The 23,784-nt window shown below is 63.5% G+C and carries 18 protein-coding genes; 10 read left to right on the forward strand and 8 right to left on the reverse strand.

What is annotated here, in order from left to right; genetic code table 11:
* Window positions 1-33: 33 nt before the first annotated feature.
* Window positions 34-264 carry a hypothetical protein gene (locus ACXAED_RS18675; protein WP_475052259.1) on the forward strand — a complete coding sequence of 77 codons (231 nt, stop codon included), beginning with the start codon at window positions 34-36 and terminating at the stop codon, window positions 262-264.
* Window positions 265-273: 9 nt separating this feature from the next.
* On the opposite strand, the gene ACXAED_RS18680 is transcribed toward ACXAED_RS18675, so the two are convergent.
* Window positions 274-897, reverse strand: coding sequence for a helix-turn-helix domain-containing protein (locus ACXAED_RS18680; protein ID WP_475052260.1), 624 nt, complete (start codon window positions 895-897; stop codon window positions 274-276).
* Between the two features lie 64 nt (window positions 898-961).
* On the opposite strand from ACXAED_RS18680, the gene ACXAED_RS18685 reads away from it, so the two are divergent.
* The 4 genes from ACXAED_RS18685 to ACXAED_RS18700 all read left to right on the forward strand — a co-directional run bounded on the left by ACXAED_RS18685 (window position 962) and on the right by ACXAED_RS18700 (window position 6,239).
* Window positions 962-2,467 carry a class I adenylate-forming enzyme family protein gene (locus ACXAED_RS18685; RefSeq protein WP_475052262.1) on the forward strand — a complete coding sequence of 502 codons (1,506 nt, stop codon included), beginning with the start codon at window positions 962-964 and terminating at the stop codon, window positions 2,465-2,467.
* Complete coding sequence (locus tag ACXAED_RS18690) at window positions 2,464-3,129, forward strand: DsbA family oxidoreductase (RefSeq protein ID WP_475052264.1); 666 nt, start codon at window positions 2,464-2,466, stop codon at window positions 3,127-3,129. The genes ACXAED_RS18685 and ACXAED_RS18690 overlap by 4 nt, the downstream gene beginning before the upstream one ends.
* Window positions 3,130-3,281: 152 nt before the next feature.
* Complete coding sequence (locus ACXAED_RS18695; RefSeq protein WP_475052266.1) at window positions 3,282-4,505, forward strand: multidrug effflux MFS transporter; 1,224 nt, start codon at window positions 3,282-3,284, stop codon at window positions 4,503-4,505.
* Between the two features lie 60 nt (window positions 4,506-4,565).
* The gene (locus ACXAED_RS18700) at window positions 4,566-6,239 is read left to right on the forward strand and encodes a tetratricopeptide repeat protein (RefSeq protein WP_475052269.1); all 1,674 of its coding nucleotides are present in this window, start codon (window positions 4,566-4,568) and stop codon (window positions 6,237-6,239) included.
* A 54-nt stretch (window positions 6,240-6,293) separates the two neighbouring features.
* On the opposite strand, the gene mfd is transcribed toward ACXAED_RS18700, so the two are convergent.
* The gene (gene mfd, locus ACXAED_RS18705; RefSeq protein ID WP_475052271.1) at window positions 6,294-9,749 is read right to left on the reverse strand and encodes a transcription-repair coupling factor; all 3,456 of its coding nucleotides are present in this window, start codon (window positions 9,747-9,749) and stop codon (window positions 6,294-6,296) included.
* A gap of 60 nt (window positions 9,750-9,809) precedes the next feature.
* The gene (locus ACXAED_RS18710; protein ID WP_475052274.1) at window positions 9,810-10,331 is read right to left on the reverse strand and encodes a component of SufBCD complex; all 522 of its coding nucleotides are present in this window, start codon (window positions 10,329-10,331) and stop codon (window positions 9,810-9,812) included.
* 185 nt (window positions 10,332-10,516) lie between these two features.
* Here ACXAED_RS18710 and hemB point away from each other — a divergent pair, with 185 nt between their 5' ends.
* Both hemB and ACXAED_RS18720 read left to right on the forward strand, forming a co-directional pair.
* Window positions 10,517-11,515, forward strand: coding sequence for a porphobilinogen synthase (hemB, locus tag ACXAED_RS18715; protein WP_475052277.1), 999 nt, complete (start codon window positions 10,517-10,519; stop codon window positions 11,513-11,515).
* 139 nt (window positions 11,516-11,654) lie between these two features.
* Complete coding sequence (locus ACXAED_RS18720) at window positions 11,655-12,230, forward strand: lipid-binding SYLF domain-containing protein (RefSeq protein ID WP_475052279.1); 576 nt, start codon at window positions 11,655-11,657, stop codon at window positions 12,228-12,230.
* 94 nt (window positions 12,231-12,324) lie between these two features.
* On the opposite strand, the gene ACXAED_RS18725 is transcribed toward ACXAED_RS18720, so the two are convergent.
* Window positions 12,325-13,416 (reverse strand): NAD(P)-dependent oxidoreductase, encoded by a 1,092-nt coding sequence (locus ACXAED_RS18725; RefSeq protein WP_475052280.1) that lies wholly within the window; start codon window positions 13,414-13,416, stop codon window positions 12,325-12,327.
* On the opposite strand from ACXAED_RS18725, the gene ACXAED_RS18730 reads away from it, so the two are divergent.
* Window positions 13,317-15,791 carry a penicillin acylase family protein gene (locus ACXAED_RS18730; protein ID WP_475052281.1) on the forward strand — a complete coding sequence of 825 codons (2,475 nt, stop codon included), beginning with the start codon at window positions 13,317-13,319 and terminating at the stop codon, window positions 15,789-15,791. The genes ACXAED_RS18725 and ACXAED_RS18730 overlap by 100 nt on opposite strands.
* A 64-nt stretch (window positions 15,792-15,855) precedes the next feature.
* Here ACXAED_RS18730 and hflX read toward each other — a convergent pair whose 3' ends face one another.
* The 4 genes from hflX to trkA all read right to left on the reverse strand — a co-directional run bounded on the left by hflX (window position 15,856) and on the right by trkA (window position 20,402).
* Window positions 15,856-17,127 (reverse strand): GTPase HflX, encoded by a 1,272-nt coding sequence (gene hflX / locus ACXAED_RS18735; RefSeq protein ID WP_475052283.1) that lies wholly within the window; start codon window positions 17,125-17,127, stop codon window positions 15,856-15,858.
* Entirely contained in the window at window positions 17,127-17,366 is a 240-nt protein-coding gene (gene hfq / locus ACXAED_RS18740) for an RNA chaperone Hfq (RefSeq protein ID WP_475052285.1), read from the reverse strand. Before hfq ends, hflX begins: the two co-directional genes overlap by 1 nt.
* Window positions 17,367-17,488: 122 nt before the next feature.
* Window positions 17,489-19,024 carry a TrkH family potassium uptake protein gene (locus ACXAED_RS18745; protein ID WP_475052286.1) on the reverse strand — a complete coding sequence of 512 codons (1,536 nt, stop codon included), beginning with the start codon at window positions 19,022-19,024 and terminating at the stop codon, window positions 17,489-17,491.
* Between the two features lies 1 nt (window position 19,025).
* Window positions 19,026-20,402, reverse strand: a complete 1,377-nt coding sequence (gene trkA / locus ACXAED_RS18750) for a Trk system potassium transporter TrkA (RefSeq protein ID WP_475052289.1) — start codon at window positions 20,400-20,402, stop codon at window positions 19,026-19,028.
* A gap of 113 nt (window positions 20,403-20,515) precedes the next feature.
* Here trkA and ACXAED_RS18755 point away from each other — a divergent pair, with 113 nt between their 5' ends.
* On the forward strand, window positions 20,516-20,983 hold the full coding sequence (locus ACXAED_RS18755) for a hypothetical protein (protein ID WP_475052290.1): 468 nt from the start codon (window positions 20,516-20,518) through the stop codon (window positions 20,981-20,983).
* 445 nt (window positions 20,984-21,428) lie between these two features.
* A complete protein-coding gene (locus ACXAED_RS18760) occupies window positions 21,429-23,762 on the forward strand; it encodes a caspase family protein (RefSeq protein WP_475052293.1) in 2,334 nt (777 codons plus the stop codon).
* Window positions 23,763-23,784: the final 22 nt, after the last annotated feature.

Below are 23,784 nucleotides of genomic sequence, written 5' to 3' on the forward strand. Positions count from 1 at the left end.
AAACCATACACCGTTTGTCAGGGAGTTCCCCCCATGCCTGTACAAGCAGCAGCTGCCAGCTGGATTGACAGGATGCCCCGCATCAAACAGCGCTTTCCGCACCTGAAAGCCAGCAATGCGCCGTCCATACTGGATGACCGGGACAGATTTGTTGCCTATCTGGCCCGCACCCATCACCTTACCTTGAATGAAGCCAAGGAGGAGGTGGACGATTTCCTCTACATCGAAAGCCTGCTGAGAGAGCTGGACGGCCGCAAGCACTAGCGCGCCACGTCAGGCCAGCGACGTCACCCAGAGGATCATTGCATCTTCGGGGCTGACAGAGATGACGTTGTGACCCATCGCCGCGTCGTAATAGGCGCTGTCGCCGCGGCGCATCTCAATCGGCTCATAGAATTCCGTGTAGAGCTTGACCACGCCTGTCAGCACATACAGGAACTCCTCGCCGTCATGGCGCACCCAACCGTCGAATTCCTCCATCGACCGTGCCCGCACCCGTGCCCGGTAGGGCAGCATCTGCTTGCGTGTCAGGCCATCAGCCAGCAGCTCGTGCTCATAGGTCGCGGTGGCATGGGCCGATCCGTCGCCGGATTTGGTCACCGTCATCCGGCCGTTCACCTGGTCCCGCTGCGGCGGGGTGAACAATTGCGGCACCGAGATTTCCAGACCCACGGCCAGCTTCTTCAACGCCTCGTAAGTCGGTGACATCTGGCCGTTTTCGATCTTTGACAGAGTCGACCGCGCCAGCCCGGCCTGATTGGCCGCATGTTCCAGCGTCCAGTCCCGCGCCTTGCGAAGCTCCCGCACCCGGGCGCCCAGATCCAGCGGTTCTGCGTCGTCTTCGCCGCCATTGGCGCGGGCGATGGTGATCAGGGATTTCGGGTCACGGCCAGTCATAGCCACTCTATAAGCCGCACCTGCGCGCCTTGCAACGCAGGACAGCGCAGGCTAGCCATTTGCCATGCTGTCGGTTTTTGATCAGGGGCCCTTCGCGCCCTGCCCCTCGCCCTTCAATCTTGCCGCCCATGTGCTGCGCCATGCTGCCCGGCTGGCAGACAAGACTGCGCTGTCGGTTCTTGAGGGCGACTCTCACGACGATTGGAGCTATGCCCGGCTGGAGGCCGCGGTACGCGGGACTGGAACCGGCCTGCTGGCGGCGGGTCTGAACCCGGGCGACATCGTGCTGATGCGGCTCGGCAACACGGTCGAGTTTCCGATTGCCTATCTCGGCGCCATTGCCGCCGGGCTGGTGCCGGTGCCGACCTCGGCGCAGCTGACCGGGCCGGAAACCGCCCGGATAATCGCCGATCTGAACCCCGCGGCGGTCCTGCGCGACCCCGCGGTGGCCTGCGCGAGTCACCCGGTGGAGATCACAACCCGGCAGTTGCTCAATATGCACGGCCTACCCCCTTGTGAGTACGCCCCCGGAGACCCGGAGCGCCTAGCCTATGTGGTCTATACTTCCGGCACCAGCGGAAATCCGCGCGCCGTGGCACACGCGCACCGGGCGGTCTGGGCGCGGCAAATGATGGTTGATGGATGGTACGGGCTGACTGAGCAGGACCGGCTGCTGCATGCGGGCGCGTTCAACTGGACCTATACGCTGGGCACAGGGCTGATGGACCCTTGGGCTGCAGGTGCGACGGCGCTGATCCCGGCGCCGGGAACACCGCCCGAACGGCTGCCGGCGCTGCTTAAACGGCACCGCGCGACCATCTTTGCAGCGGCCCCTGGTGTCTACCGCAAGTTCCTGCGGGGCGGCCCGCTGGACCTGCCGGACCTGCGGCATGGGCTTTGCGCAGGTGAAAAGCTTTCACGGCACCTTCACGAAGACTGGGACGCAGCCACCGGCTGCGGGCTTTATGAAGCTTTCGGCATGTCGGAGTGCTCGACGTTCATTTCCTCGTCACCTTCGCACCCGGCGCAGGATGGCGCTTTGGGCCAGCCGCAACCGGGCCGCAAGGTGGCCATTCTGGGCACGGACGGACCGGTGCAAATGGGCGAGGAAGGCACTATCGCGATCCACCGCTCCGATCCGGGGCTGATGCTGGGTTACCTGAACGCACCGGAGGAAACCGCCGCACGCTATCAGGGCGATTGGTTCCTGACCGGCGACCAGGGGGCAATGACGGCTGACGGCCAGATCCGCTATTTCGGCCGCAGCGATGACATGATGAACGCAGGCGGCTACCGGGTGTCGCCGATCGAGGTCGAAACCGCGCTTGCCGCCCATCCCGGCATCGCTCAGGCCGGCGCTGCCGCGGTGGAGGTGAAGGAAGACACCTATATCATCGCTGCCTTTTACACCGGTCCCGAAGAGTTGAACGCGCAGGACCTGCAGGCCTTTGCATCCGAGCGCCTGGCCCGCTACAAGCAGCCGCGCGCCTATGTCCATCTGGACGCGCTGCCCACCGGCGCCAATGGCAAACTGTTGCGCCGCGCCCTGCCTGCCCTGTTCAAAGGATGACCCAAATGGCCACTGTCAAACTCGACATCCTGTCAGACCCGATCTGCCCCTGGTGCTATATCGGCAAGACCCATCTGGACAAGGCGCTGGCGGAGGTCCCGGACCATCCTTTCGTCATTGAATGGCACCCGTTCCAGCTGAACCCGGACATGCCGCGTGAAGGCATGGACCGGCGCGAGTACCTGGAACGCAAGTTCGGCGGCAAGGAAGGCGCGGTCAAGGCTTATGCGCCCGTCGTGGAACATGCGGAAAAAGCAGGTTTGACGATCAACTTCGAAGCCATGAAGCGCACCCCGAATACGCTGGACGCGCACCGGCTGATCCACTGGGCCGGGATCGAGGGCAAGCAGGGCCAGGTCGTGGACGCCCTGTTCCAGGCTTACTTCGTGGACGCCAAGGACATCGGCGACCAAGCGGTGCTGGCGGAGATCGCGCAGGCAGCAGGCATGGAGGCAGATGTCGCTGCCCGTCTTCTGGAGGGCGACAGCGATGTGCAGGCAATCCGCGACCGCGACGCCCATTCCCGGGAGATGGGCGTGAGCTCGGTGCCAACCTTCATTGTCGCCAATCAGCACGCGGTGCCCGGCGCCCAGCCGCCGGAACTGTGGAAGCAGGTGATTGAGGACATCCAGAAGCAGCTGAAAGAGGCCGAGGGCAACTAGGCCGCAGCGCGACTGCTTAGCATCGCAACTATGCACAGCCTCCTGTGCAACCGGGCGCTGGCACGGCTGGGAGGATTGTGGTAGCGGAAGCGGACAGCTCCCAGACCGGCCCTATTCCCCGGAACCATCTGAAGAGCTGTTAGAGGTTTCAGATGTCACAGTCCCCCGCCCATGGCATGGCCAAGGCTGAATTCATCGCGCTGATTGCGATGATGTTTGCCACCATTGCCTTTTCCATCGACGCGATGCTGCCCGCCCTGCCCGAGATCGGTCAGGCGCTGAGCCCCGATGACGTCAACCGCGCGCAGCTGGTGCTGACGTCGTTTGTGCTGGGCATGGGGATTGGCACTTTCTTCACCGGCCCGCTTTCTGATGCCTTTGGCCGAAAGCGCGTGATTGCCGGCGGAGCGGTGCTGTATATCCTTGCCGCTGCCGTTGCCTGGCGGTCGCAATCGCTGGAGCTTCTGCTGGCCTCCCGTGTCGTGATGGGATTGGGGGCCGCCGGGCCGCGCATTGTTGGCATCGCCATCGTGCGCGACCTTTACGCAGGCCGGGAAATGGCCCGCCTCATGTCTATTGCCATGATGATCTTCACTCTGGTTCCTGCCTTTGCACCGATGCTGGGCGCCGGCATCATCGCATTCTCCGGCTGGCGCGGCATCTTCCTGGCCTTTGCCATCTTCGCCGTTATCATCGTGGTGTGGATGGGTCTGCGGCTGCCAGAGACCCTGGCCCGGGAAAACCACCGCCCGTTCCGCCTGCCCCTGCTGCTGGGCGCGGTGAAGGAGATGCTGGGCCATCCCACCGTGCGACTGTCGATCATGGTGCAAACTCTGTGCCTGGGTATGCTGTTCACCATGCTGACCATGGTTCAGCCGGTTTATGACGTGATCTTTGACCGCGCCGAAAGCTTCCCGTTCTGGTTCGGCTTCGTGGCGCTGATGGCGGGTACGGCAAGCCTGCTGAATGCAGCCATCGTGGTCCGGGTCGGCATGCGGCGCATCGTGACCTGGTCGCTTGCCGTGCAGATCCTGGCCTCTGCCGCCATGTTGTTCCTCAGCTCCAGCCCGCTGCCGGGCGGGCTTCTGTTCGGCCTGTTCATCGCCTGGCAGACCAGCGTGTTCTTCCTGGCGGGCACCACCCTTGGCAACTTGAATGCCATCGCGATGGAGCCGATGGGCCATATTGCCGGCATGGCGGCCTCGGTTATCGGCGCGATCTCCACCGTTTTGGCCGCCGCGATCGCCGCTCCTGTCGGACTGCTGTTTGACGGCTCCCTGCTGCCGCTGAGTGCAGGTCTGCTGACCATGGCTTCCCTCGCCTTTGTGCTGATGCTGCAAATGGCCAGAGCCGAGGCGCGCTTGCCTGCCGAATAACGGCCTTGCCGGTGCGCCTGCCTGATCCTAACCTCTCCAATCATTTGGGGAGGTTTTTTCATGGGCTACGATTATGATCTCGGCAGCTATTCCTGCCCGGTGACCACAACTTCACCAGAGGCGCAGCGCTGGTTCGACCGCGGCCTGGTCTGGACCTATGGCTACAATCACGAAGAAGCCATCGCCTGTTTTCAGCATGCGCTGGAGCATGATCAGAACTGCGCCATGGCCCATTGGGGTGCGGCCTATGCGGCTGGCCCGAACTACAACCTGCCCTGGGATCTTCGGGACGCCAAAAGCCGCGCCGAGGCGCTGGCAGCGGCCTTTGACGCAGCGCAGTCCGCACTGAAGTGCATCGACGGTTGCACCGAGACTGAACAACAGTTGATCCGCGCCATCCAGACCCGCTATCCGCAGCGCGAGCCGGTAGAGGACATGCACGCCTGGGACTACGATTTTGCCGGGGCCATGCGCGCAGCCTTTGCCGCCTGCCCGGATCACCTGGACCTGCGTACCGTCTATGCTGAGAGCCTGTTGAACCTGACTCCCTGGAAGATGTGGGACCTGAAGACCGGCCTGCCCGCCGAGGGCGCAGCCACGCAGGAAGCGCAAGAGGTGCTGGAATGGGTGATGGAGAATGACACGGGCGCCATGCAGCACCCCGGTCTGCTGCATCTTTATGTGCATCTGATGGAAATGTCGCCCACCCCAGAAAAGGCGCTGAAGGCTGCGGATGCCCTGCGCACGCTGGTGCCGGATGCTGGCCACCTGGTGCATATGCCGACACACATTGACGTGCTGTGCGGCGACTACCAAAACGTGGTGCATTGGAACCGGAAGGCGATCGAGGCGGACCTGAAGTTCTACGAACGCGAAGGCGCCTTTAACATCTACACCGGATACCGCCAGCACAATTACCATTTCGTTATCTACGGCGCGATGTTCCTGGGCCAGATCGAACCCGCGCTTGAGGCCAACCAGGGCATACTGGACACCACGCCGCCTGAAATGCTGCTGGTCGAAAGCCCGCCCATTGCGGACTTCTTTGAAAGCTATCTGGCGATGCATCCGCATATCCTGGTGCGCTTTGGCCGCTGGGAGGAGGCAATGGCGCTGGAACTGCCCGAAGATCAGCAGTTGTACTGCACCCTGACCGCAAACACCCACTATGCCCGGGCCATCGCTTATGCCGCGACGGGACGCGTGGCAGAGGCCGAGGCGGAAGAAAAGCTGTTCCTGGCTGCCAAGGCCCGGGTGCCGGACACGCGCCGGCTTCACAACAACAAGGTTGTGGAACTGCTTGAAATCGCAGCTGAAATGCTGCGCGGTGAGATCGAGTACCGCAAACAGAACTACGACGCGGCCTTTGCCCATCTGCGCCGCTCGGCGGAACTGGACGACAACCTGCCCTATGATGAGCCCTGGGGCTGGATGCAACCCACGCGCCACGCTTTGGGCGCGCTGCTGTTTGAGCAGGGCCATGCCGAAGAAGCCGAGGCCGTCTACCGCGCAGACCTGGGGCTGGACGACACCCTGTCGCGTGCCTCTGTGCATCCCGCCAATATCTGGAGCCTCAAAGGGCTGCACGATTGCTTGAAGGCCAGCGGTGAAACGATTGAAATCAGGCACATTGAACAGCAGCTGGACCGGGCGCTGGCACGCGCAGACCGGGCCGTGGGCGCGTCCTGTTTCTGCGCTCAAGCGGCGATGGCGCCGGATAGCTGCTGCGGCTGAGCAAATTTCTTGCGAATAAATTTGCCAAGGAAATTCGAATTTCCTTGGCGCTTATTACCCGGCCTTCGCCTTCTTCTTCTCGGCCACGACCTTCTCCGCCAGATCGCGGGCGATGGCAAAGGCGCCCTTGATCTTGTCGCTGTCCTTTTTCCAGTCGCGGCGCACGACGATCTTGTTGTCTTTCACTTTGGCCAGGCCGTTCTGACCTTGAATGAACTCCACCAGCCCCTGAGGCGAGGCGAATTTGTCGTTGTGGAACTGGATCGTGGCGCCCTTCGGCCCGCCGTCCATCTTGGCAATACCTGCACGTTTGCACATCGCCTTGATCCGAACGACCAGCATAAGCGTGTTCACTTCTTTGGGCAGCTTGCCGAAGCGGTCGATCAGTTCCGCCGCAAAGCCTTCCAGCTCCACCTTGGTCGAGAGCGACGACAAACGGCGGTAGAGGCCGAGGCGCACATCCAGATCCGGCACGTAATCCTCTGGGATCAGCACCGGAACACCCAGATTGATCTGCGGTGCCCATTGCTCATCGGCGTCCGACAGGCCTTCCATCTCGCCCGCCTTGATCTTGGCAATCGCCTCCTCCAGCATCGACTGGTAAAGCTCATAGCCCACGTCGCGCATCTGGCCGGACTGTTCCTCACCCAGAAGGTTGCCGGCGCCGCGGATATCAAGGTCTTGCGAGGCCAGGGTAAAGCCCGCACCCAGCGTATCCAGTGAACCGAGCACCCGCAGGCGTTTCTCTGCTGCGGGCGTCAGCCGCTGGCGCGGTTTGGTGGTGAGATAGGCATAAGCACGGGTCTTGGAACGGCCGACCCGGCCCCGGATCTGATAGAGCTGAGACAGGCCGAACATGTCGGCACGGTGCACAACCATCGTGTTGGCGGTCGGAATATCCAGCCCGCTTTCCACAATCGTGGTTGCCAGCAGCACGTCGTATTTGCCGTCATAAAACGCGTTCATCCGGTCGTCGAGCTCGCCCGCCGCCATCTGCCCGTGCGCCACCACGTAAGTGAGTTCCGGCAACTGCGCCTTGAGGAACTCTTCGACCTCCGGCAGATCGGTGATCCGCGGCACAACATAGAAGCTCTGACCGCCGCGATAGTGCTCGCGCAGCAGCGCCTCGCGGATGGTGACGCTGTCGAACTCGCTAACGTAGGTGCGGATCGCCAGGCGGTCCACCGGCGGCGTTCCGATGATCGACAGGTCCCGCACGCCGGTCAGGGACAGCTGCAAGGTCCGCGGGATCGGCGTGGCGGTAAGGGTCAGCACATGGATATCGCTGCGCAGCTGTTTCAGGCGTTCCTTGTGGGCGACGCCAAAGTGCTGCTCCTCGTCGATGATCAGCAGGCCGAGGTTCTGAAACTTGATGTTCTTGGCCAGAACAGCATGCGTTCCGACCACGATATCGACGGTGCCTTTTGCCAGCCCTTCGCGTGTCTGGCTTGCTTCCTTCGCACTAACAAAGCGTGACAACTGCCTGACTTGCAACGGGAAACCTCGGAAGCGTTCTGCAAAGGAAGCAGCGTGCTGTCGCGCCAGCAGCGTGGTGGGCGCCACCACCGCGACCTGCAGCCCCGACATCGCCGCCACGAAGGCTGCACGCATCGCCACCTCGGTCTTGCCAAAGCCCACGTCACCGCAAATCAGCCGGTCCATCGGCTGGCCCGAGTGCAGATCCTCCATCACGTCCTCGATGGCACGCAACTGGTCGTCGGTCTCCTGATAGGGGAAGCGGGCCGAGAATTCTTCCCAGGCGTGCGGCGGCGGGTCCATCACCGGCGCCTTGCGCAGCGCGCGTTCGGCCGCGATGCGGATCAGCTTGTCCGCCATCTCGCGGATGCGTTCCTTGAGCTTGGCCTTCTTGGCCTGCCAGGCACCGCCGCCAAGCCGGTCCAGCAGGCCTTCCTCGTGGCCGTATTTGGACAGCAGCTCGATGTTCTCGACCGGCAAGTACAGCTTGGCCTGCTCGGCGTATTCCAGCAGGATGCATTCATGCGCTGCACCCGCCACGGTCACCACTTCAAGCCCCTTGTAGCGGCCGATGCCGTGGTCCACATGCACCACCAGATCGCCGGGGGTGAGCGATTGGGTTTCGGTCAGGAAGTTTTCTGCCTTGCGGCGTTTCTTCGGCGCCCGGATCAGCCGGTCGCCCAGCACGTCCTGTTCCGAGATCACCGTCAGTCCGGGCGCTTCGAACCCGTGCTCCAGCGCCCAGACCGCCAGGTGCAGGCCGGACTTACCGATGCGGGTGCCGTCCATCACCGGGATCGCTTCGGCCAGGCCCTCGTCCTCGATTAGCCCGGACAGACGCTCCCGCGCACCCTCGGAGTAGGAGGCGACCAGAACCGGCCCCTCCTGCATCCGCGCTTTAATATGCGCAGCCAAAGAGCCGAAAAGGCTGACATTTTCCTGCTGCCGCTCAGGTGCAAAATTGCGCCCGATACGGCCGCCGGCATCCACGACGCCAGGGCCGGAGGCCTGCGGCAGCGGATGAAACTGCACCACACGCATTCCAGAAACCGCGGCCTCCCAGGCCGCATCATCCAGATACAGAAGCCCGGGCGGCGTGGGCTTGTAGACCGTATCAATCCGCCCCTTCTGCTCCATCGCGTGCTTGCGGGTCTGGTACTGGTCCTCGATGGTCTCCCAGCGCGCGAGCCGCGCCGGCGTCACTTGGTCATCCAGCGTCACAGACGCCTGCGGCAGGTAATCGAACAGGGTTTCCAGCTTCTCATGGAAAAACGGAAGCCAGTGCTCGATCCCCTGATGCTTGCGCCCTGCGCTGACCGCTTCATACAGCGGATCATCGGTCCCGGCGGCCCCGAATTCGATCCGGTAGTTCTGACGGAACCGGGTGATCGCCGCCTCATCCAGGATCACCTCAGAGACCGGCGCCAGTTCCACCACTTCCAGTTTTTCCGTAGTGCGCTGCGACACCGGGTCAAAGCGCCGCGCGCCGTCCAGAACATCGCCGAACAGGTCCAGCCGCACCGGGCCGCTTTCGCCCGGCGGGAAGATGTCGATGATGCCGCCGCGGATCGCGTAATCGCCCGGCTCCATCACCGTCGGGCTTTGGGTAAACCCCATGCGGACCAGAAAGTTGCGCAGCGCGTCTTCATCAATCCGCTGATCGACACGGGCGGTAAAGGCGGCCTCGCGCAGCACTTCGCGTGCCGGCACCCGCTGGCTGGCAGCGTTGAGCGTGGTCAGCAGCACGAACTGCTTGGGCATCTGATGCACCAGCGCCGCCAGGGCCGCCATCCGCGCGGCCGAGATATCGGCATTGGGCGACACCCGGTCGTACGGCAGGCAGTCCCAGCCCGGGAAGACAAACACCGGCATGTCCGGCGCGAAGAAGGCCAATGCCGCCCGCATCGCCTCCATCCGCTTGTCGTCGCGCGCCACATGCAGCACAGGCGCGCCGGAGGACTGCACCTCTTTCAGGATCAGCCGGGCGTCAAACCCTTCGGGCGCGCCGCCCATGGTGATTGCACGCTGTGCCATGCGTTATCCTCTTCAGAAATCCACCAGGGGTGCCAACTAGCCAGTTGCCCTGCCCGCCTGTCACAATGCTCCGATCGACAAGTTCTGATACATGCCCCAGAACGCGGTGACCAAAATCGATATCACACCAACAAACTGAACATACAGGCGGCAGAAGGCCAGCCGCTTGCGAAGGTCCTCTCCCGTGGACCCGTCCCGTGCGATCCGGCGGGCGGTGAAATAGCTGATCACCCCGACCACCGCCATCGGAAAGGCCAGCAGAAACACCGCCTGAGCGATTTCCAGCAGATAGACAAACCCCAGCATCGCCAGGCCGGTCAGCAGAAAACAGGACAGCGCCACCAGCCAGGGCCCGGACACCTCGGAGATATACATCAGCCGGTTCACGTTGACCCGGGCGATGTCTTCCAGATCCCGCTCCGCCTGGCCGCCCTTGCGCTGCGCCCGGTAGACCATGTCGTAGGGCACGCCCAGAATCCAATGGCTGGCCGAGGACCACAGCACTGCTAGCGAGATCCAGTACCACAGGTTGGAGAATGACCGCAGCTCAATCATCTCATAGATAATGTGAAGCAGATCCACGCCAGCCCCCATCTTTTGCCCGCTTGGCTCCGGGCCGGAAAGTCTTCAACCGGCCCTATATCAACCGGGAATCCCGCGCAGACAAGCCCCGCAAGGCACACAAGTTTTCCAACGCGGCGATTGTGCCTCTTGTTCCCGGGACAGCATCCATGCCACCCATGGGCCAGCCAAAACGAGAGACCGCCATGAAGCCCACAGTCGCGCCCTTCCCCGCCGCCCGCCTGCGCCGCACCCGTGCCACCCAGTCCATCCGTGTTCTGGTCCGGGAGAACACTCTGACCCCGTCCGACTTCATCTGGCCTGTGTTTGTCCGCGATGGAGAAGGCATGGAAGAGCCGGTCGCCTCCATGCCCGGCGTGATGCGCCGTTCGGTAGACAAGATCGCCGAAGCGGCGGTTGAAGCGCAGGCGCTCGGGATCCCGGCCATCTGCCTGTTTCCCTACACGGACGCTTCGCTCAAGACTGAGGACTGCGCCGAGGCCTGGAACCCGGACAACCTGACCAACCGCGCCATCCGCGCGATCAAGGATGCAGCCCCGGATATTGCGGTGATGACCGACGTGGCGCTGGACCCCTATAATATCAACGGCCACGACGGCTATGTGGTGGATGGCGAGATCGTCAACGACGCCACCGTCGAGGCGCTGGTCAAGATGACGCTCGCACAGGCCGAGGCCGGCGCCGACATCATTGGCCCGTCCGACATGATGGACGGCCGCATCGGCGCCATGCGCAGCGCGCTGGAAAAGGCGGGCCACCACAACGTGGCAATCCTCTCCTACGCGGCCAAATACGCCTCCGCCTACTACGGGCCGTTCCGCGATGCGGTCGGGGCCTCCGGGGCGCTGAAGGGCGACAAGAAGACCTATCAGATGGATCCGGCCAACAGCGACGAGGCGCTGCGGCTGATCGAGCGCGACCTGATGGAAGGCGCAGACATGGTGATGGTCAAACCCGGCATCGCTTATCTGGACATCTGCCACCGCGTGAAATCCGCCTTTGGCGTGCCGACCTTTGCCTATCAGGTCTCCGGCGAATACGCGATGATTCAGGCGGCGGCACAAAACGGCTGGATTGATGGCGAAAAGGTGATGATGGAAAGCCTGATGGCCTTCAAGCGGTCCGGCTGCAACGGCATCCTGACCTATTTCGCCCCGGCCGCGGCCAAGCTGCTGAACGGCTGACATCTGCGCCCGGCCAATTCAGCGGGAAGCCGCCAATAACCGCTTTGCAGTTGATGACAGGCAGCGGTTTTCCGCGTATACCTTAGCCCAGAGCCGGACCAAACCGGCCTTGCAGCAAATCATTACAGGCACCTGAGAAATGAGCAGTTTTTCCTCTTCCCGCATGACCCGCCGCGGCTTTGCCCTGGCCGCCCTGGCCGGTGCCGGAGTAACCGCCGCTTGCGGCAACGGCGTCGGCAACAGCAACGCCGCCACCATCGACGCCCGTGTCGACGCAACGCTGAACCAGATGTACAGCCAGTACCCTAACACCCGCACCTTGGCCGAAAAGGCAACCGGCATGCTGGTGATGCCGCTGGTGACTGAGGCCGGCTTTGTCTTTGGCGGCGCGTACGGGCGCGGCGCGCTGCGGATCAATGGCGTGACCGTCGATTACTATTCCACCGTCAAGGGCAACGCAGGGCTTCAGATCGGCGCCCAGCAATATGCCCATGTGCTGTTCTTCATGACCGAGGACGCGCTGGCCGGCTTCCGCCGCTCCTCCGGCTGGGCGGCAGGCGCCGATGTGGAATATGTGATCAAGGACGAAGGCAACTCGCTGACCGCCGACACAAATACCCTGACCTCGCCGGTGCTTGCCGCCGTTTTCGGGCAGGCCGGCCTGCGTGTGGGCGCCACCCTGGAAGGCACCAAATACACCCGCATCATCCCCTGACCGGGAACCGGCCGGAAAGGATCCGCTCCTTCATCTGGCCCCAAATATCCCCGCCGGAGGCATGGCCTTTCCACCCGGAAAGGCCATTTTCGTTTCAGCCATCCAGTTTGCGCAGCCGCTTGAACAGCGACGAGGTGTCCCAGCGCCCGCCGCCCATCTTCTGCACATCCTTGTAGAACTGATCGACCAGCGCAGTGACCGGCAGGCTGGCACCTGTTTCATCCGCGGCGTCCAGGCAGATGCCCAGATCCTTGCGCATCCAGTCCACCGCAAAGCCATGCTCGAAATGATCATCCAGCATGGTCTCATAGCGGTTGGCCATCTGCCAGCTGCCTGCCGCGCCCTGGCTGATCACCTCCACCACTGCACGCCCGTCCAGCCCGGCCTTCTCGGCGAAATGCAGCGCCTCGCTCAGACCCTGCACCAGACCGGCAATGGCAATCTGGTTGCACATCTTGGTCATCTGCCCGGCACCGCTTTCGCCAATCCGGCGGCAGATGCGGGCGTAGGCACCGATGACCGGCTCCGCCTTGGCATAGGCTTCTTCATCACCACCGCACATGACCGACAGAGCGCCGTTCTCCGCACCGGCCTGGCCGCCAGAGATCGGCGCATCCACAAAGGAGATCCCCTGCTCCTGCGCGGCCGCATAGAGTTCGCGCGTTACCTTGGCCGAAACCGTGGTGTGATCGACGAACACCGCGCCTTTGGCCATTCCGGCAAACGCGCCATCCGCGCCCAGGCAAACCGACCGCAGGTCGTCATCGTTACCGACACAGGCCATCACGAACTCCGCGCCCGAGGCTGCCGCCCGCGGGGTCGCCGCAAAATGGCCGCCATGCTCTTTAGCCCAGGCCTTGGCCTTGGCCTCAGTACGGTTATAGACGGTAACCTCATGGCCCGCGGCCTGCAGGTGCCCCGCCATCGGATAGCCCATGACGCCGAGCCCCAGAAACGCGATTTTTGCCATCTGCTTTTCCCCTGATCTGTCTTCGCATATGTTGGCGCCAACCCTAACACCACCGCCGCGGGGCGCAATCTGCCAGCCGGTGGAAATGACAAAAACCCAATGGGAAACAACCGCTGATGGGACACCTTTTCCGCTGGCTTCTGCGCATTGCTGCGGGGCTGATTCTGCTGAGCGTTCTGGCCTTTGCGCTGGTGTACTACCTCGCCTCGCAGTCATTGCCCGAATACAGCAAGGAGCTTGACCTGCCAGGCCTCTCCTCGCCCGTGGAAATTGTCCGCGACAACGCCAACGTGCCGCATATTTTCGGCAGCTACGGTGCCAGCGACGAGGATGTCTATTTCGGCCTAGGTTATGCCCATGCTCAGGACCGGCTGTGGCAGATGGCGGTGATGCGCCGCACGGCGCAAGGCCGCCTGTCGGAGATATTTGGTACCCGCACGGTGGAAACCGACACCTACCTGCGGCGCCTGGATATCTACCGCTTGGCTCAGCAATCGGTGCAAGTGCAATCGCCTGAGGCAATGGCTGCGCTCAATGCCTATGCCGCCGGCGTCAACGCCCGGCTGCTGGAGATCAACGAAGACGCGCTTGGCCGCGGCGCGCCGGAAATGTTCCTGTTCGGCATGCCGCTGCCGCCCTGGCAGCCCGCCGACAGCATCGCCATTATGAAGCTGATGGCGCTGCAGCTGTCCGGCCACATGCGGGAAGAGATCCTGCGCGCCCGCACCTCACTGGCGCTGAATGACCAAACCCGGATCAAGGATATCCTGCCGGATGCGCCGGGAACCGGCATCACCGCCCTGCCCGAATATGCCGAGCTTGTGCCCGGCGCCCGCCACTACGCCTCCGCGGAGAGCGCTGAGGAGGAAAGCCTGCTGTTTCCGGTCGCGCCGCGCGGTCTGGCCGGGGCCTCCAACGCCTGGGCCGCCGATCCCAGCCGCTCAGCCGCGGGCGGCACGCTTTTGGCCAATGACCCGCACCTGGGCCTCAGCGCCCCCGGCGTCTGGTACCTGGCGCGGCTGGAGCTGGGCACCGGCGGCGTGATCGGCGGCACCATCCCCGGCATTCCGGCGGTCATTACGGGACGGTCGGACACCCTGGGCTGGGGTGTTACCTCCTCCTACCTGGACGACCAGGATCTGTTTATCGAAAGGCTGAACCCGGAAAACCGCCAGGAATATCTGAGCGTTGACGGCTATAAGGAGTTCGTCACCCGCCCCTCGATCATCAAGATTAAGGACGAAACCCCGGTCACCCTGACGCTGCGCTGGACCGACAACGGCCCGGTTCTGCCCGGTTCCATGTTCAAACTTGCAGAGATCACCCCGCCCGGCCACGTGGTGTCGCTCAGCTGGACCGTGCTCAGTCCAAACGACACCTCGATGAGCGCAGCCATCAACCTGATGCGCAGCACCTCAGTGCAAGAGGCTATCGACGCGGGCGAGGATTTCATCGCGCCGTCTCAGAACCTGACGCTGGCGGACCGGGAATCGATCGCGCTCAAGACCGTTGGCGCCTTCCCCGCACGCGACCCCGGACACCAGAGCAAAGGCCGGATGCCCAGCCAGGGCTGGCACCCGGAAAACCGCTGGCAGGGCCGTGCCCCCTATGCGGACAACCCGGAATTTATCCGCCCTGCCGGCGGCATCCTGGGCAACACCAACAACAAAATCCTGGACCGGCCCTTCCCGCAGCATGTCTCGTTCGACTGGGGCGACACCCAGCGCATCCACCGCTGGCAGAAGCTGATGCAGAACCGCGAGGTTCACACCCGAGACAGCTTCATCGAGGCGCAGCTGGACACCGTCTCCTACACCGCCCGCACCCTGCTGCCGCTGATCGGCGCCGACCTGTGGTTCACGGGGGAAGCCGCCCCCGCAGGCACCCGCGAGCGTCAGCGCCAGATCGCCCTGACCCTGCTGTCGGAGTGGAACGGCGAAATGAACGAGCATCTGCCGGAGCCGCTGATCTATGCCGCCTGGGTGCGGGCGCTGCAGGCCCGGCTGATCACCGATGAACTGGGGCCGGTGGCCAAGTCCTTCCGCCATGTGGAGCCGTTGTTCATCGAGCGTGTCTACCGTGATGTGGACGGTGCCTCCGCGTGGTGCGACGTCCGCCAAAGCGCACCAAAGGAAAGCTGCACCGACATGGCCCGGCTGGCGCTGGACGATGCGCTGATCTGGATCGAGGAACGCTATGGCAGCGCGCTGGAATCGCTGCGCTGGGGGGACGCCCACCAGGCCACGCAGGACCATGCCGTCCTCGGCAAGGTGCCTCTTCTGCGCTATTTCGTGAACATTCGCCAGTCCACCAGCGGCAGCGACAACACCCTCCAGCGCGGCAAAAGCTCCGGCAGGGATCCGCATCCGTTCCAGAACATCCACGCCGCCGGCTACCGCGGGGTCTATGATTTTGCCGACCCGGACAGCTCGGTCTTCATTGTGTCCACCGGCCAGTCCGGCCACCCGCTATCGCGCTACTACGACGACATGGCACAGCTGTGGCGCCGCGGTGAATATATCCCGATGTCACTGGACGAGGAGCTCGCCCGCGCGGCTGCGGTTGGCATCACCCGGATCACCCCGCGGTAACCAGAACGGAGCATAAAAAACGGGCGCTGCGGCGCCCGTTTCCTTTTCTGCTTCGAGGTTCGTTTTAAAGCCTGTCGAACTTGGCCTTCTGGCGGTCCGTCCACAACACGGTGATGTCAAACCCGGTCTCGGTCTGCTCCTCCTGCTGCACCAGGTCCTCCTTGAACAGCCAGGCGCGCTGCTTGCCCTGTGCAAAGGTCAGGGTCAGGATCTCCTCGTGGCGGACGCCCTGCAGCTTTTCGGCAATGTCGGCCAAGAGGCCATCCAAACCCTCACCCGTCAGAGCCGAAATCGCATGAATGCCATCCTCACGCTCCGCACGCTGGCGGCGGGCTTCAGCTTCTTCTTCCGGCAGCTGGTCGAGCTTGTTCCAGACCTCAATCCGGGCGCGGTTTTCATCCACTCCCAGCGACGCCAGGATCGCCTCGACGTCTTCCGCCTGCTGCTTGCTGTCCTCGTGGCTGATGTCGCGCACGTGCAGGATCACATCCGCCGCCAGAACCTCTTCCAGGGTGGCGCGGAAAGCGGCAACCAGTTCCGTCGGCAGGTTCGAGATGAAGCCCACCGTGTCGGACAGGATCACCTCCGGCCCGTCCGGGATCTGCACCCGCCGCATGGTCGGGTCCAGGGTGGCAAAGAGCATGTCCTTGGCCATCACTTCAGCCCCCGTCAGGCGGTTGAACAGCGTCGACTTGCCGGCATTGGTATACCCCACCAGCGCCACAATCGGGTACGGCACCTTGGCGCGCGAGGCGCGGTGCAGTGTCCGGGTCTTCACCACCTTGTCGAGCTGCCGGCGCAGCCGCACCAGCTGGTCGTCGATGGCACGACGGTCCGCCTCGATCTGGGTTTCGCCGGGTCCGCCGACAAACCCCAGCCCGCCGCGCTGGCGTTCCAGGTGGGTCCAGGCCCTGACCAGCCGCGTCCGCTGATAGCTGAGCGCCGCCATTTCGACCTGCAGCACGCCTTCACGGGTTGCCGCGCGGTCCGAGAAGATCTCCAGGATCAGCCCGGTCCGGTCCAGAATCTTGACCTTCCAGGCCTTTTCCAGATTGCGCTGCTGCACAGGCGAAACCGGCCCGTCGATCAGGACCAGCTCAATTTCATTTGCCTTCAGGACGCCCCCCAGCTCCTCGATCTTGCCGGAGCCGAACAGCATTCCCGGATGCGCCTTGGGCAAGCGCACGACGTTGGAGCCGATCACATCTAGATCGGGCAAGGCCGCTGCCAGCGCAACGGCCTCCTCAAGCGCGGGAGCTGCGTCGCGGCGCCCGCTGTCGGATTTGATTTCCGGATGCAGCACCCAGGCGCGGGTGCGCTTCCTCTCATGCTCCATCAATTGGAGTCTTCACCCTCATAGAGACTGATCGGCTGGGCCGGCATGATGGTCGAAATCGCGTGTTTATAGACCAGCTGCGACTGTCCGTCGCGGCGCAGCAGCACGCAGAAATTGTCGAACCAGGTGATAACACCCTGCAGCTTGACCCCGTTGATCAGAAAGATTGTAACCGGAACCTTGGTTTTGCGAACGTAATTCAGGAAGGCATCCTGAAGATTCTGTCTGTCCGAAGCCATTTTTTATTATCTCGCCTTTGTTCTTGCCACGCGCTGCGGACCAGCACGCACGGTAAAAATCACTATGACCGGAGAAAATACAAGTTTCTACCCGAAAAACACGTCTCGCTTCCCAGCCGTTGTCAGCTGCGCCACAGATTTGGTGAAAGCAGCGCAATAAAGGCCAGTGTCTCCAGCCTCCCCAGCACCATCGCGATGCACAGGATCAGTTTTGCCGGTGTTGTCAGCAGGCTCAGCACAATCGGTTCGCTGGCGGCACTTTCTGTCAGCGGTCCAGTGGTCGCAAGCGAGGCAATCGCCAGCACGATCGACTGCTCGAAATCGTTGCCGACTGCGGCCAAGGCGGTGCTGATCAGGGCCAGGGACAAGGCAAACAGCATAAAAAACACCCAAGCCACAAAGGCACCATTCTTCTGCAGCCGCTTGGTGCGGTCGCCTTCCCCACTGACGGAACTGGGATGCACCAGCCGCTCCATCTCGCGCAGTCCGTTGAGATAGAGCGCATAGACCCGCAGCAGCTTGACCCCGCCCGCCGTGGTGGCGACACCGCCGCCGAACACTGCCAGCCCCAGCAGGATCATGCCGGGAGTTTCCAGCCCCGACCAGGTCCGCGCGGCTTCCCAGTGCGCGCTTTCGAACCCGGTGGTCGACAGGAACGACATCACCGTGAACAGCGTCCCCCACAGCGCGTACAGCGCTTGCGGCAGGTCTTCGCCGGCATCCACTTCATAGGCCGCCACCCAATGGCGCAGGAACAACAGCAGCGGCACGCCGAATACGATCAGAAGCCCGGTGCGGAATTCCGGGTCCTTGTCCAGACGCCCCTGGCCGGCTGTCACCGTGTCGCTGGAAAAAGTCAGCCGGGACAGGGCAAAGAACATGAACAGAAACATTACCATCTCGCCGGCAATACCGCTGTGGGCGTTCTCCACCCCGCCGGTTGCGGAAATGCCCGATGTTGCCATCACCGACATGGCGTGGCTCAACCCGGCAAGCGCCTCCTCGCCGGTGATGATCAGCAGCATCCACAGCACCAATGTCAGCCCCGCATAAACCGGTGCCAGCGTGCTGGTGACCTGCACCAGCTGACGCCGCGGATCGGCCTTTTCCATATGCAGCGGTGACGCAGTGCCGCCGCCGGGCTCGCCCTTGGTCGTGACTTCAAACCCGCCGAGCGACATCGGCGCCAGCACCGCCGAGGCCGCAATCCACATCAGCAGCCCGCCCAGCCAGCCGACAATCGCCCGCCACAGATGCACGCTGGGCGGCAGCCGCGCGGGGTCGGCCCAGATATCGGCGCCAGTGGTGGTGATCGCGCTGACCATATCGAAGTAGGCGTTCAAATAATGGGCACTGACCAGCGCATCCTGAACCGGCACCGCAAGGAACAGAGGCAGCACGGCAAAGGTTGCCAGCAGCGATAGCAGCTGCCCGGGCATGCTGTAACGCGGCACCCGGTTGCCCATCGACAGGGCAATCAGCACCACCAGGATTATCCCGGCAAGCCCGGCATAGAAAAAACTGCGCGAGGTTTGGTGATCATCCAGCACCAGCGCATGCACGGCGGGCAGCCACATCGCCAGCGAAGCGGTGCCCCAGATCAGCAGGAACAGCGGCAGGCGCAGCACGCCGATGGGAGCTTGGACCGGACGGCGCATCCTAGAAGTAGTCGATCGACACCTGCAGCAGGCGTTCGACCTCCGGCACGTCATCCGCCATGGCAAAGAGCGCGATCACGTCGCCCTCCTCGATCCGCATCTCACCGGAGGGGCGCAGCATCTCGCCATTCTTCAGCACCCCGCCAACCAGAACGCCTTCGGGGAAGTCGGTGTCCCGGATCATCTGCCCGGTAATCGGCGAGGTCGACAGCACTTCGGCCTCGATCATCTCAGCCTCGGCATCGCCCAGCGAATAGACCTGCCGCACCCGGCCATAGCGGATGTGGCGCAGGATCGAGCTTACGGTGGTGGAGCGCGGGTTGATATAGGCGTCGATCCCAAGGTGCGGCAGCAGCGGCACCAGGGTCGGGTCGTTGATCAGCGCAATCGCCAGCGGACAGCCCTCGGCCTTGGCCCGCACGGCGGCCAGCATGTTGGTCTTGTCGTCATCCGTGACCGCCAACATCGCATCCGCCTTGTCGATGCCCGCCTCGATCATCAGCGCCCGGTCCAGCCCGTCGCCGTTCAGCACGATGGTGCGCTCAAGTTCCTCCGCCGCGCGTTCCGCGGACCTGCGGTCGCGTTCGATCACCTTGGCGCGGATCCGCGCGGTGCTGCTCTCCAGCGCCTTCGCGACCTCCAGCCCGACATTGCCGCCGCCAACCACGACCACACGGTCCTGGCGTTTTTCCTGTTTGCCGAACACCTCGATCGTGCGGGGCACGTCGTCCACGTGGCAGAACACATAGCAGCTGTCGCCCACGAACAGCTGATCGCCCGGCTCCGGCGCGAACAGGGTGCCGTCGCGGCGCACCCCCACCACAATCGCCCGCAGCGTCGAAAACAGGTCTGTCAGCTGCCGCAGCGGCGTGTTCACCACCGGGCAATCGGCGTCGATCTGGATGCCCAGAAGCTGCGCCATTCCGCCCATGAAGGTCTCAGTGTCAAAAGCCGCCGGTGCCGACAGCCGCTGCATCGCCGCCGCCGCCACTTCCCGCTCAGGGCTGATCACGACGTCAATCGGCAGATGCTCACGCTGGTAAAGGTCGGAATAGATCGCGGTCAGATAGCTTTTGGCCCGCAGGCGCGCGATCTTACGCTGAACCTTGAACACCGAATGCGCCACCTGGCAGGTCACCATGTTGACCTCGTCCGAATGGGTGGCGGCAATGATCATGTCAGCATCCCGCGCTCCGGCCCGCTCCAGCACGTCCGGGTAGGAGGCAAAGCCGTGTATCCCCTGCACGTCCAGCGTATCCGTGGCCCGCCGCACCAGCTCTGCGTTGTTGTCGACAACCGTCACATCATTGTGCTCGCCGGACAGGTGCCGGGCGATCTGCCAGCCGACCTGGCCAGCGCCGCAGATAATGACCTTCATACGCGTATCCCTTGGCGGAAATTCGGGCGGAGTTTCGCCCGATGTGAATGACAGAAGCCGCTTTCCCGGTCAATTTAATTGTAACTTCCTCTGATTGCAGCCATTCTTTCCCTATGCGAGGCGATCTCAAGATCCTGGCGGGCCTTGCCCTGCTGCTGAGCACGGCAGCCTGCGGGCCGGTGCCGGTCTACTACAAGCAAGGCGCGGAGGTGTCCCGTCTGCAAACCGACGAGCTCGTCTGCCAGACCCAGGCTTTGAAGGACGCACCGGTCGCCAACGAAATCCGCCAGCGTCCGCCTGTCTTCTACCCGGGCCGTAAGGTCTGTCATGGCGGCAATTGCTATTACTACCCCGGTTATTGGGCCGAAGGCGGGATCTACACGGTGGATGTGAACAAGCCGCTGCGCCAGCGGCTGGAAAGATCCTGCATGGCCGCCAAAGGCTATCAGCAGATCGCCCTGAAACGCTGCACACAGCGCAATGCGGCGGCAGTCCCGGGGCCGCGGCTGGCACCGTTGAGCGAAGCCGCATGCGCGCAGCGCAACCGAGATGGCAGTGTGGTTATCCGGCCCTACGGCTGAGCCCGGTTCTTCGGCTTAGGCTCTGGCCGGAGGCGGCCGGCGGGTTAACTTTGATTTGCACCGCCATATCAAGTAGGCTGTTTACCGGATTGTTTGTTGACCAGTATTTCCAAAGAGAAAGGTACCCCATGCGGATACATTTCCTGTTTGCCGCGCTGCCCTTGGCCGCTGTCACAGCAGCCTGCGAGCCGACAGCACCTATTGCCCCGCCTCCAACCTCTGCAACCGCTCCTGCACCGGCGCCCGCGACGTACAGCGCGCCTACGACATACCGCGCGCCCGCACCTGTACCGGCACCCGCTCCGGCACAAGCGCCCGCCCCGGCACCTGAACCGGTCGGACCGCCCGGCGGCGGCGGTGCTGGCGCTGGAGGCGGCGGCGGCTCTGGCGGCGGAGGAGGCGGCTCTGGCGGCGGCGGGGGCTGGGGTTAACCCGGAACACCGCCATGACAGCCTTGACTATCAGACCACTTACCCCGGCAGCCGCGGTTTTGGCTTGCGCGGCGCTGCTGCGCGCCGTGCCGACACAGGCTGCCTATGAAACCAGCGAGCGGGCTTCTGCGCCCGAAACTGCCATCGTGATCGGCATTCAGGACTATGACCACGTCACTGACCTGACCAACACCCGCAACGACGCCAAGGCGATGGCAGAAATGCTCAGGTCCTTTGGTTATACAGTCTTTGAAGGCTATGATCTGGACAAGCGCGGGTTTGAGGCGCTGCTGCGCCAGGCCGCCCTCAACATCCGCGACGGCAGCCAGGTGTTCTTCTACTACGCGGGCCACGGCATCCAGCTGGGACGGCGCAATTACCTGCTGACCAGCGATGCGGAACTGTCGGGCATTCACGACCTGCCCTTCCAATCGGTCACCCTGGACCGGGTATCTGCCATTCTCGGCGGCAAGGCGGGAAGCCAGATCCTGATGCTGGATTCCTGCCGCGACAACCCGGTGCCCGACGTCAAACTGAACGCCGAGGTCGGCGCTCAGCTTTATGAGGCGCGCGAAGGATTTGACGTGTTCCGCCCGCCGCTTAACACGCTGGTCGCCTTCTCCACCTCCCCCGGCGCCACCGCACTGGATGGCGAGCCGGGCGGCAACAGCCCCTACACGGCTTCGGTCGTGCGCCACTTCCCCGACCGCCCGGAGGAAGACGCGATGACGGTGCTCGCCGCGATCCGCGGCGATGTCTACAGCGCGACCGGCAACACTCAGGTGCCCTGGGAAAGCTCGACGCTGATGCAGAAGATCTACCTGCGCCCGGCGGAACGGTCGTTGAACGTCGCTATGGCGGAGCCTGAAGCGACACCGGCCAGCCTGGACCAGCTTCCGGATCAGCTTTCAGTGAAAATCCCGCTGGGCCGCTCGCTGGAACTCGCGCCGGAGATCAGCCCCTATGTCCGGTCCGGCACTACGGTGACGATTGTGGAATCCCCCTCCTCCGGCGTTACCTCGCTGCAATCTGGCGACGGAAGCGCGCTCAGCCTCAGCTATGCGCCCAAATTGGAGGAACTGAACGCGCGGCAAGACGGCGGCCAGGTGCGCAAGGACCGTATGGTTCTGCGGCTGGCCCAAGCTGACACGGTCCGCGACGTGACTGTGAACCTGGAGATGATTGCCCGCCAATGCGACCTGGAAGCCGGGGATCTGCTGGATTTGCAAGGGGTTGGCCTGTACCGCTACCCGAATGAGATTGATCTGAAAGCGGCAGAGGCCGCCTGCCGCGAGGCGCTGCAGGCCGCACCGGAACTCGGCCGCCTGCACTACCAGCTGGGCCGCGCGCTGCAGGGCCAGGGCCGCTTGATCGAAGCCTATGAAGCCTTTGAAAAGGCAGCAGAACTGAACCATGTCCGCGCCTACAACGCGGTGGCTTATTTGCATGTCACGCCGAATGTCGACCGCGAAACCGTTCCGATCCCCTACAACCCGGACAAGGCCTTTGCCCTGTGGGACAAGGGGATCGAGGCCGGCGATCCGTTCTCGATGCACGCCCGTGGCAAGCGGCTTTTGCGGAAAAGCAGCACGCCCGAGGAAAAGCAGCGCGGCTTCGATCTTCTCAGCCGCGCGGTGGAGCTGGGCCATACCTATTCGATGAATGAGCTGGGCGTGTTCTTCCTGTGGAGCGGCGATGAGCTGGCGCAGCCGGAACGCGGGCTGTCCTATCTGGAGGCCTCCGCGGGGCGCGGCGATATCTATGGCACCGCCAACCTTGGCTATGTCTACCGCGATGGCGGTGCGGGCAAGCCGGTCGACAAGGAAAAGGCCCGGGCCCTGTTTGCCGAAGCGGCGCAACTTGGCCACCCGCATGCCCCGGCAGAGATCGGACGAATGATCATGGGCGGCGACCTGCCCGGACGGGACGCGGCGGAGGCTTTGGAATGGTATGACATGGGCTTGTCCCGCGGCGATGCCTGGGGCGGCGCCAATGGCGCCTGGGTTGCCCTGAACCGGCTCTCTGACCGGGTTCCGGCCCACGCTGCCGCCGCACGGGCAGGCAAGGCGATGGCGCTGAACGACCCGGACGCCCGCGCCGCCGCGCGAGAGCTGCTATCCGGCATGCCTCAGCGCGACGTGGACGCGGGCACCCAGTATATCCTGCGCCAGCTAGGCTCTGGCACCACGGTCGACGGGCAGTTTGGCCCGGCGTCCCGCAAGCAGCTTGAAGACCAAGCGCGGGCGGCGGGCCTGCCCGCCATCGTTCCCGAAGATCCGATCAGCCGGCTGCAACTGGCCGCGCAGATCCATTTCGCGATGAACCCGATCCGCCAGGATTTGTTCTGACCCCGCCTGCGCCCGGTATTCC

It is taken from the genome of Leisingera sp. ABM4_103, from assembly GCF_056158685.1.

Bases quoted from the DNA above. Each gene is read 5' to 3' on its own strand.
- ACXAED_RS18675 (WP_475052259.1), top strand. From the start codon at position 34: ATGCCTGTACAAGCAGCAGCTGCCAGCTGGATTGACAGGATGCCCCGC.
- ACXAED_RS18680 (WP_475052260.1), bottom strand. From the start codon at position 897: ATGACTGGCCGTGACCCGAAATCCCTGATCACCATCGCCCGCGCCAAT.
- ACXAED_RS18685 (WP_475052262.1), top strand. From the start codon at position 962: ATGCTGTCGGTTTTTGATCAGGGGCCCTTCGCGCCCTGCCCCTCGCCC.
- ACXAED_RS18690 (WP_475052264.1), top strand. From the start codon at position 2,464: ATGACCCAAATGGCCACTGTCAAACTCGACATCCTGTCAGACCCGATC.
- ACXAED_RS18695 (WP_475052266.1), top strand. From the start codon at position 3,282: ATGTCACAGTCCCCCGCCCATGGCATGGCCAAGGCTGAATTCATCGCG.
- ACXAED_RS18700 (WP_475052269.1), top strand. From the start codon at position 4,566: ATGGGCTACGATTATGATCTCGGCAGCTATTCCTGCCCGGTGACCACA.
- mfd (WP_475052271.1), bottom strand. From the start codon at position 9,749: ATGGCACAGCGTGCAATCACCATGGGCGGCGCGCCCGAAGGGTTTGAC.
- hemB (WP_475052277.1), top strand. From the start codon at position 10,517: ATGAAGCCCACAGTCGCGCCCTTCCCCGCCGCCCGCCTGCGCCGCACC.
- ACXAED_RS18720 (WP_475052279.1), top strand. From the start codon at position 11,655: ATGAGCAGTTTTTCCTCTTCCCGCATGACCCGCCGCGGCTTTGCCCTG.
- ACXAED_RS18730 (WP_475052281.1), top strand. From the start codon at position 13,317: ATGGGACACCTTTTCCGCTGGCTTCTGCGCATTGCTGCGGGGCTGATT.
- ACXAED_RS18725 (WP_475052280.1), bottom strand. From the start codon at position 13,416: ATGACTGCGAGGCGAGGTAGTACACCAGCGCAAAGGCCAGAACGCTCA.
- hflX (WP_475052283.1), bottom strand. From the start codon at position 17,127: ATGGAGCATGAGAGGAAGCGCACCCGCGCCTGGGTGCTGCATCCGGAA.
- hfq (WP_475052285.1), bottom strand. From the start codon at position 17,366: ATGGCTTCGGACAGACAGAATCTTCAGGATGCCTTCCTGAATTACGTT.
- ACXAED_RS18745 (WP_475052286.1), bottom strand. From the start codon at position 19,024: ATGCGCCGTCCGGTCCAAGCTCCCATCGGCGTGCTGCGCCTGCCGCTG.
- trkA (WP_475052289.1), bottom strand. From the start codon at position 20,402: ATGAAGGTCATTATCTGCGGCGCTGGCCAGGTCGGCTGGCAGATCGCC.
- ACXAED_RS18755 (WP_475052290.1), top strand. From the start codon at position 20,516: ATGCGAGGCGATCTCAAGATCCTGGCGGGCCTTGCCCTGCTGCTGAGC.
- ACXAED_RS18760 (WP_475052293.1), top strand. From the start codon at position 21,429: ATGACAGCCTTGACTATCAGACCACTTACCCCGGCAGCCGCGGTTTTG.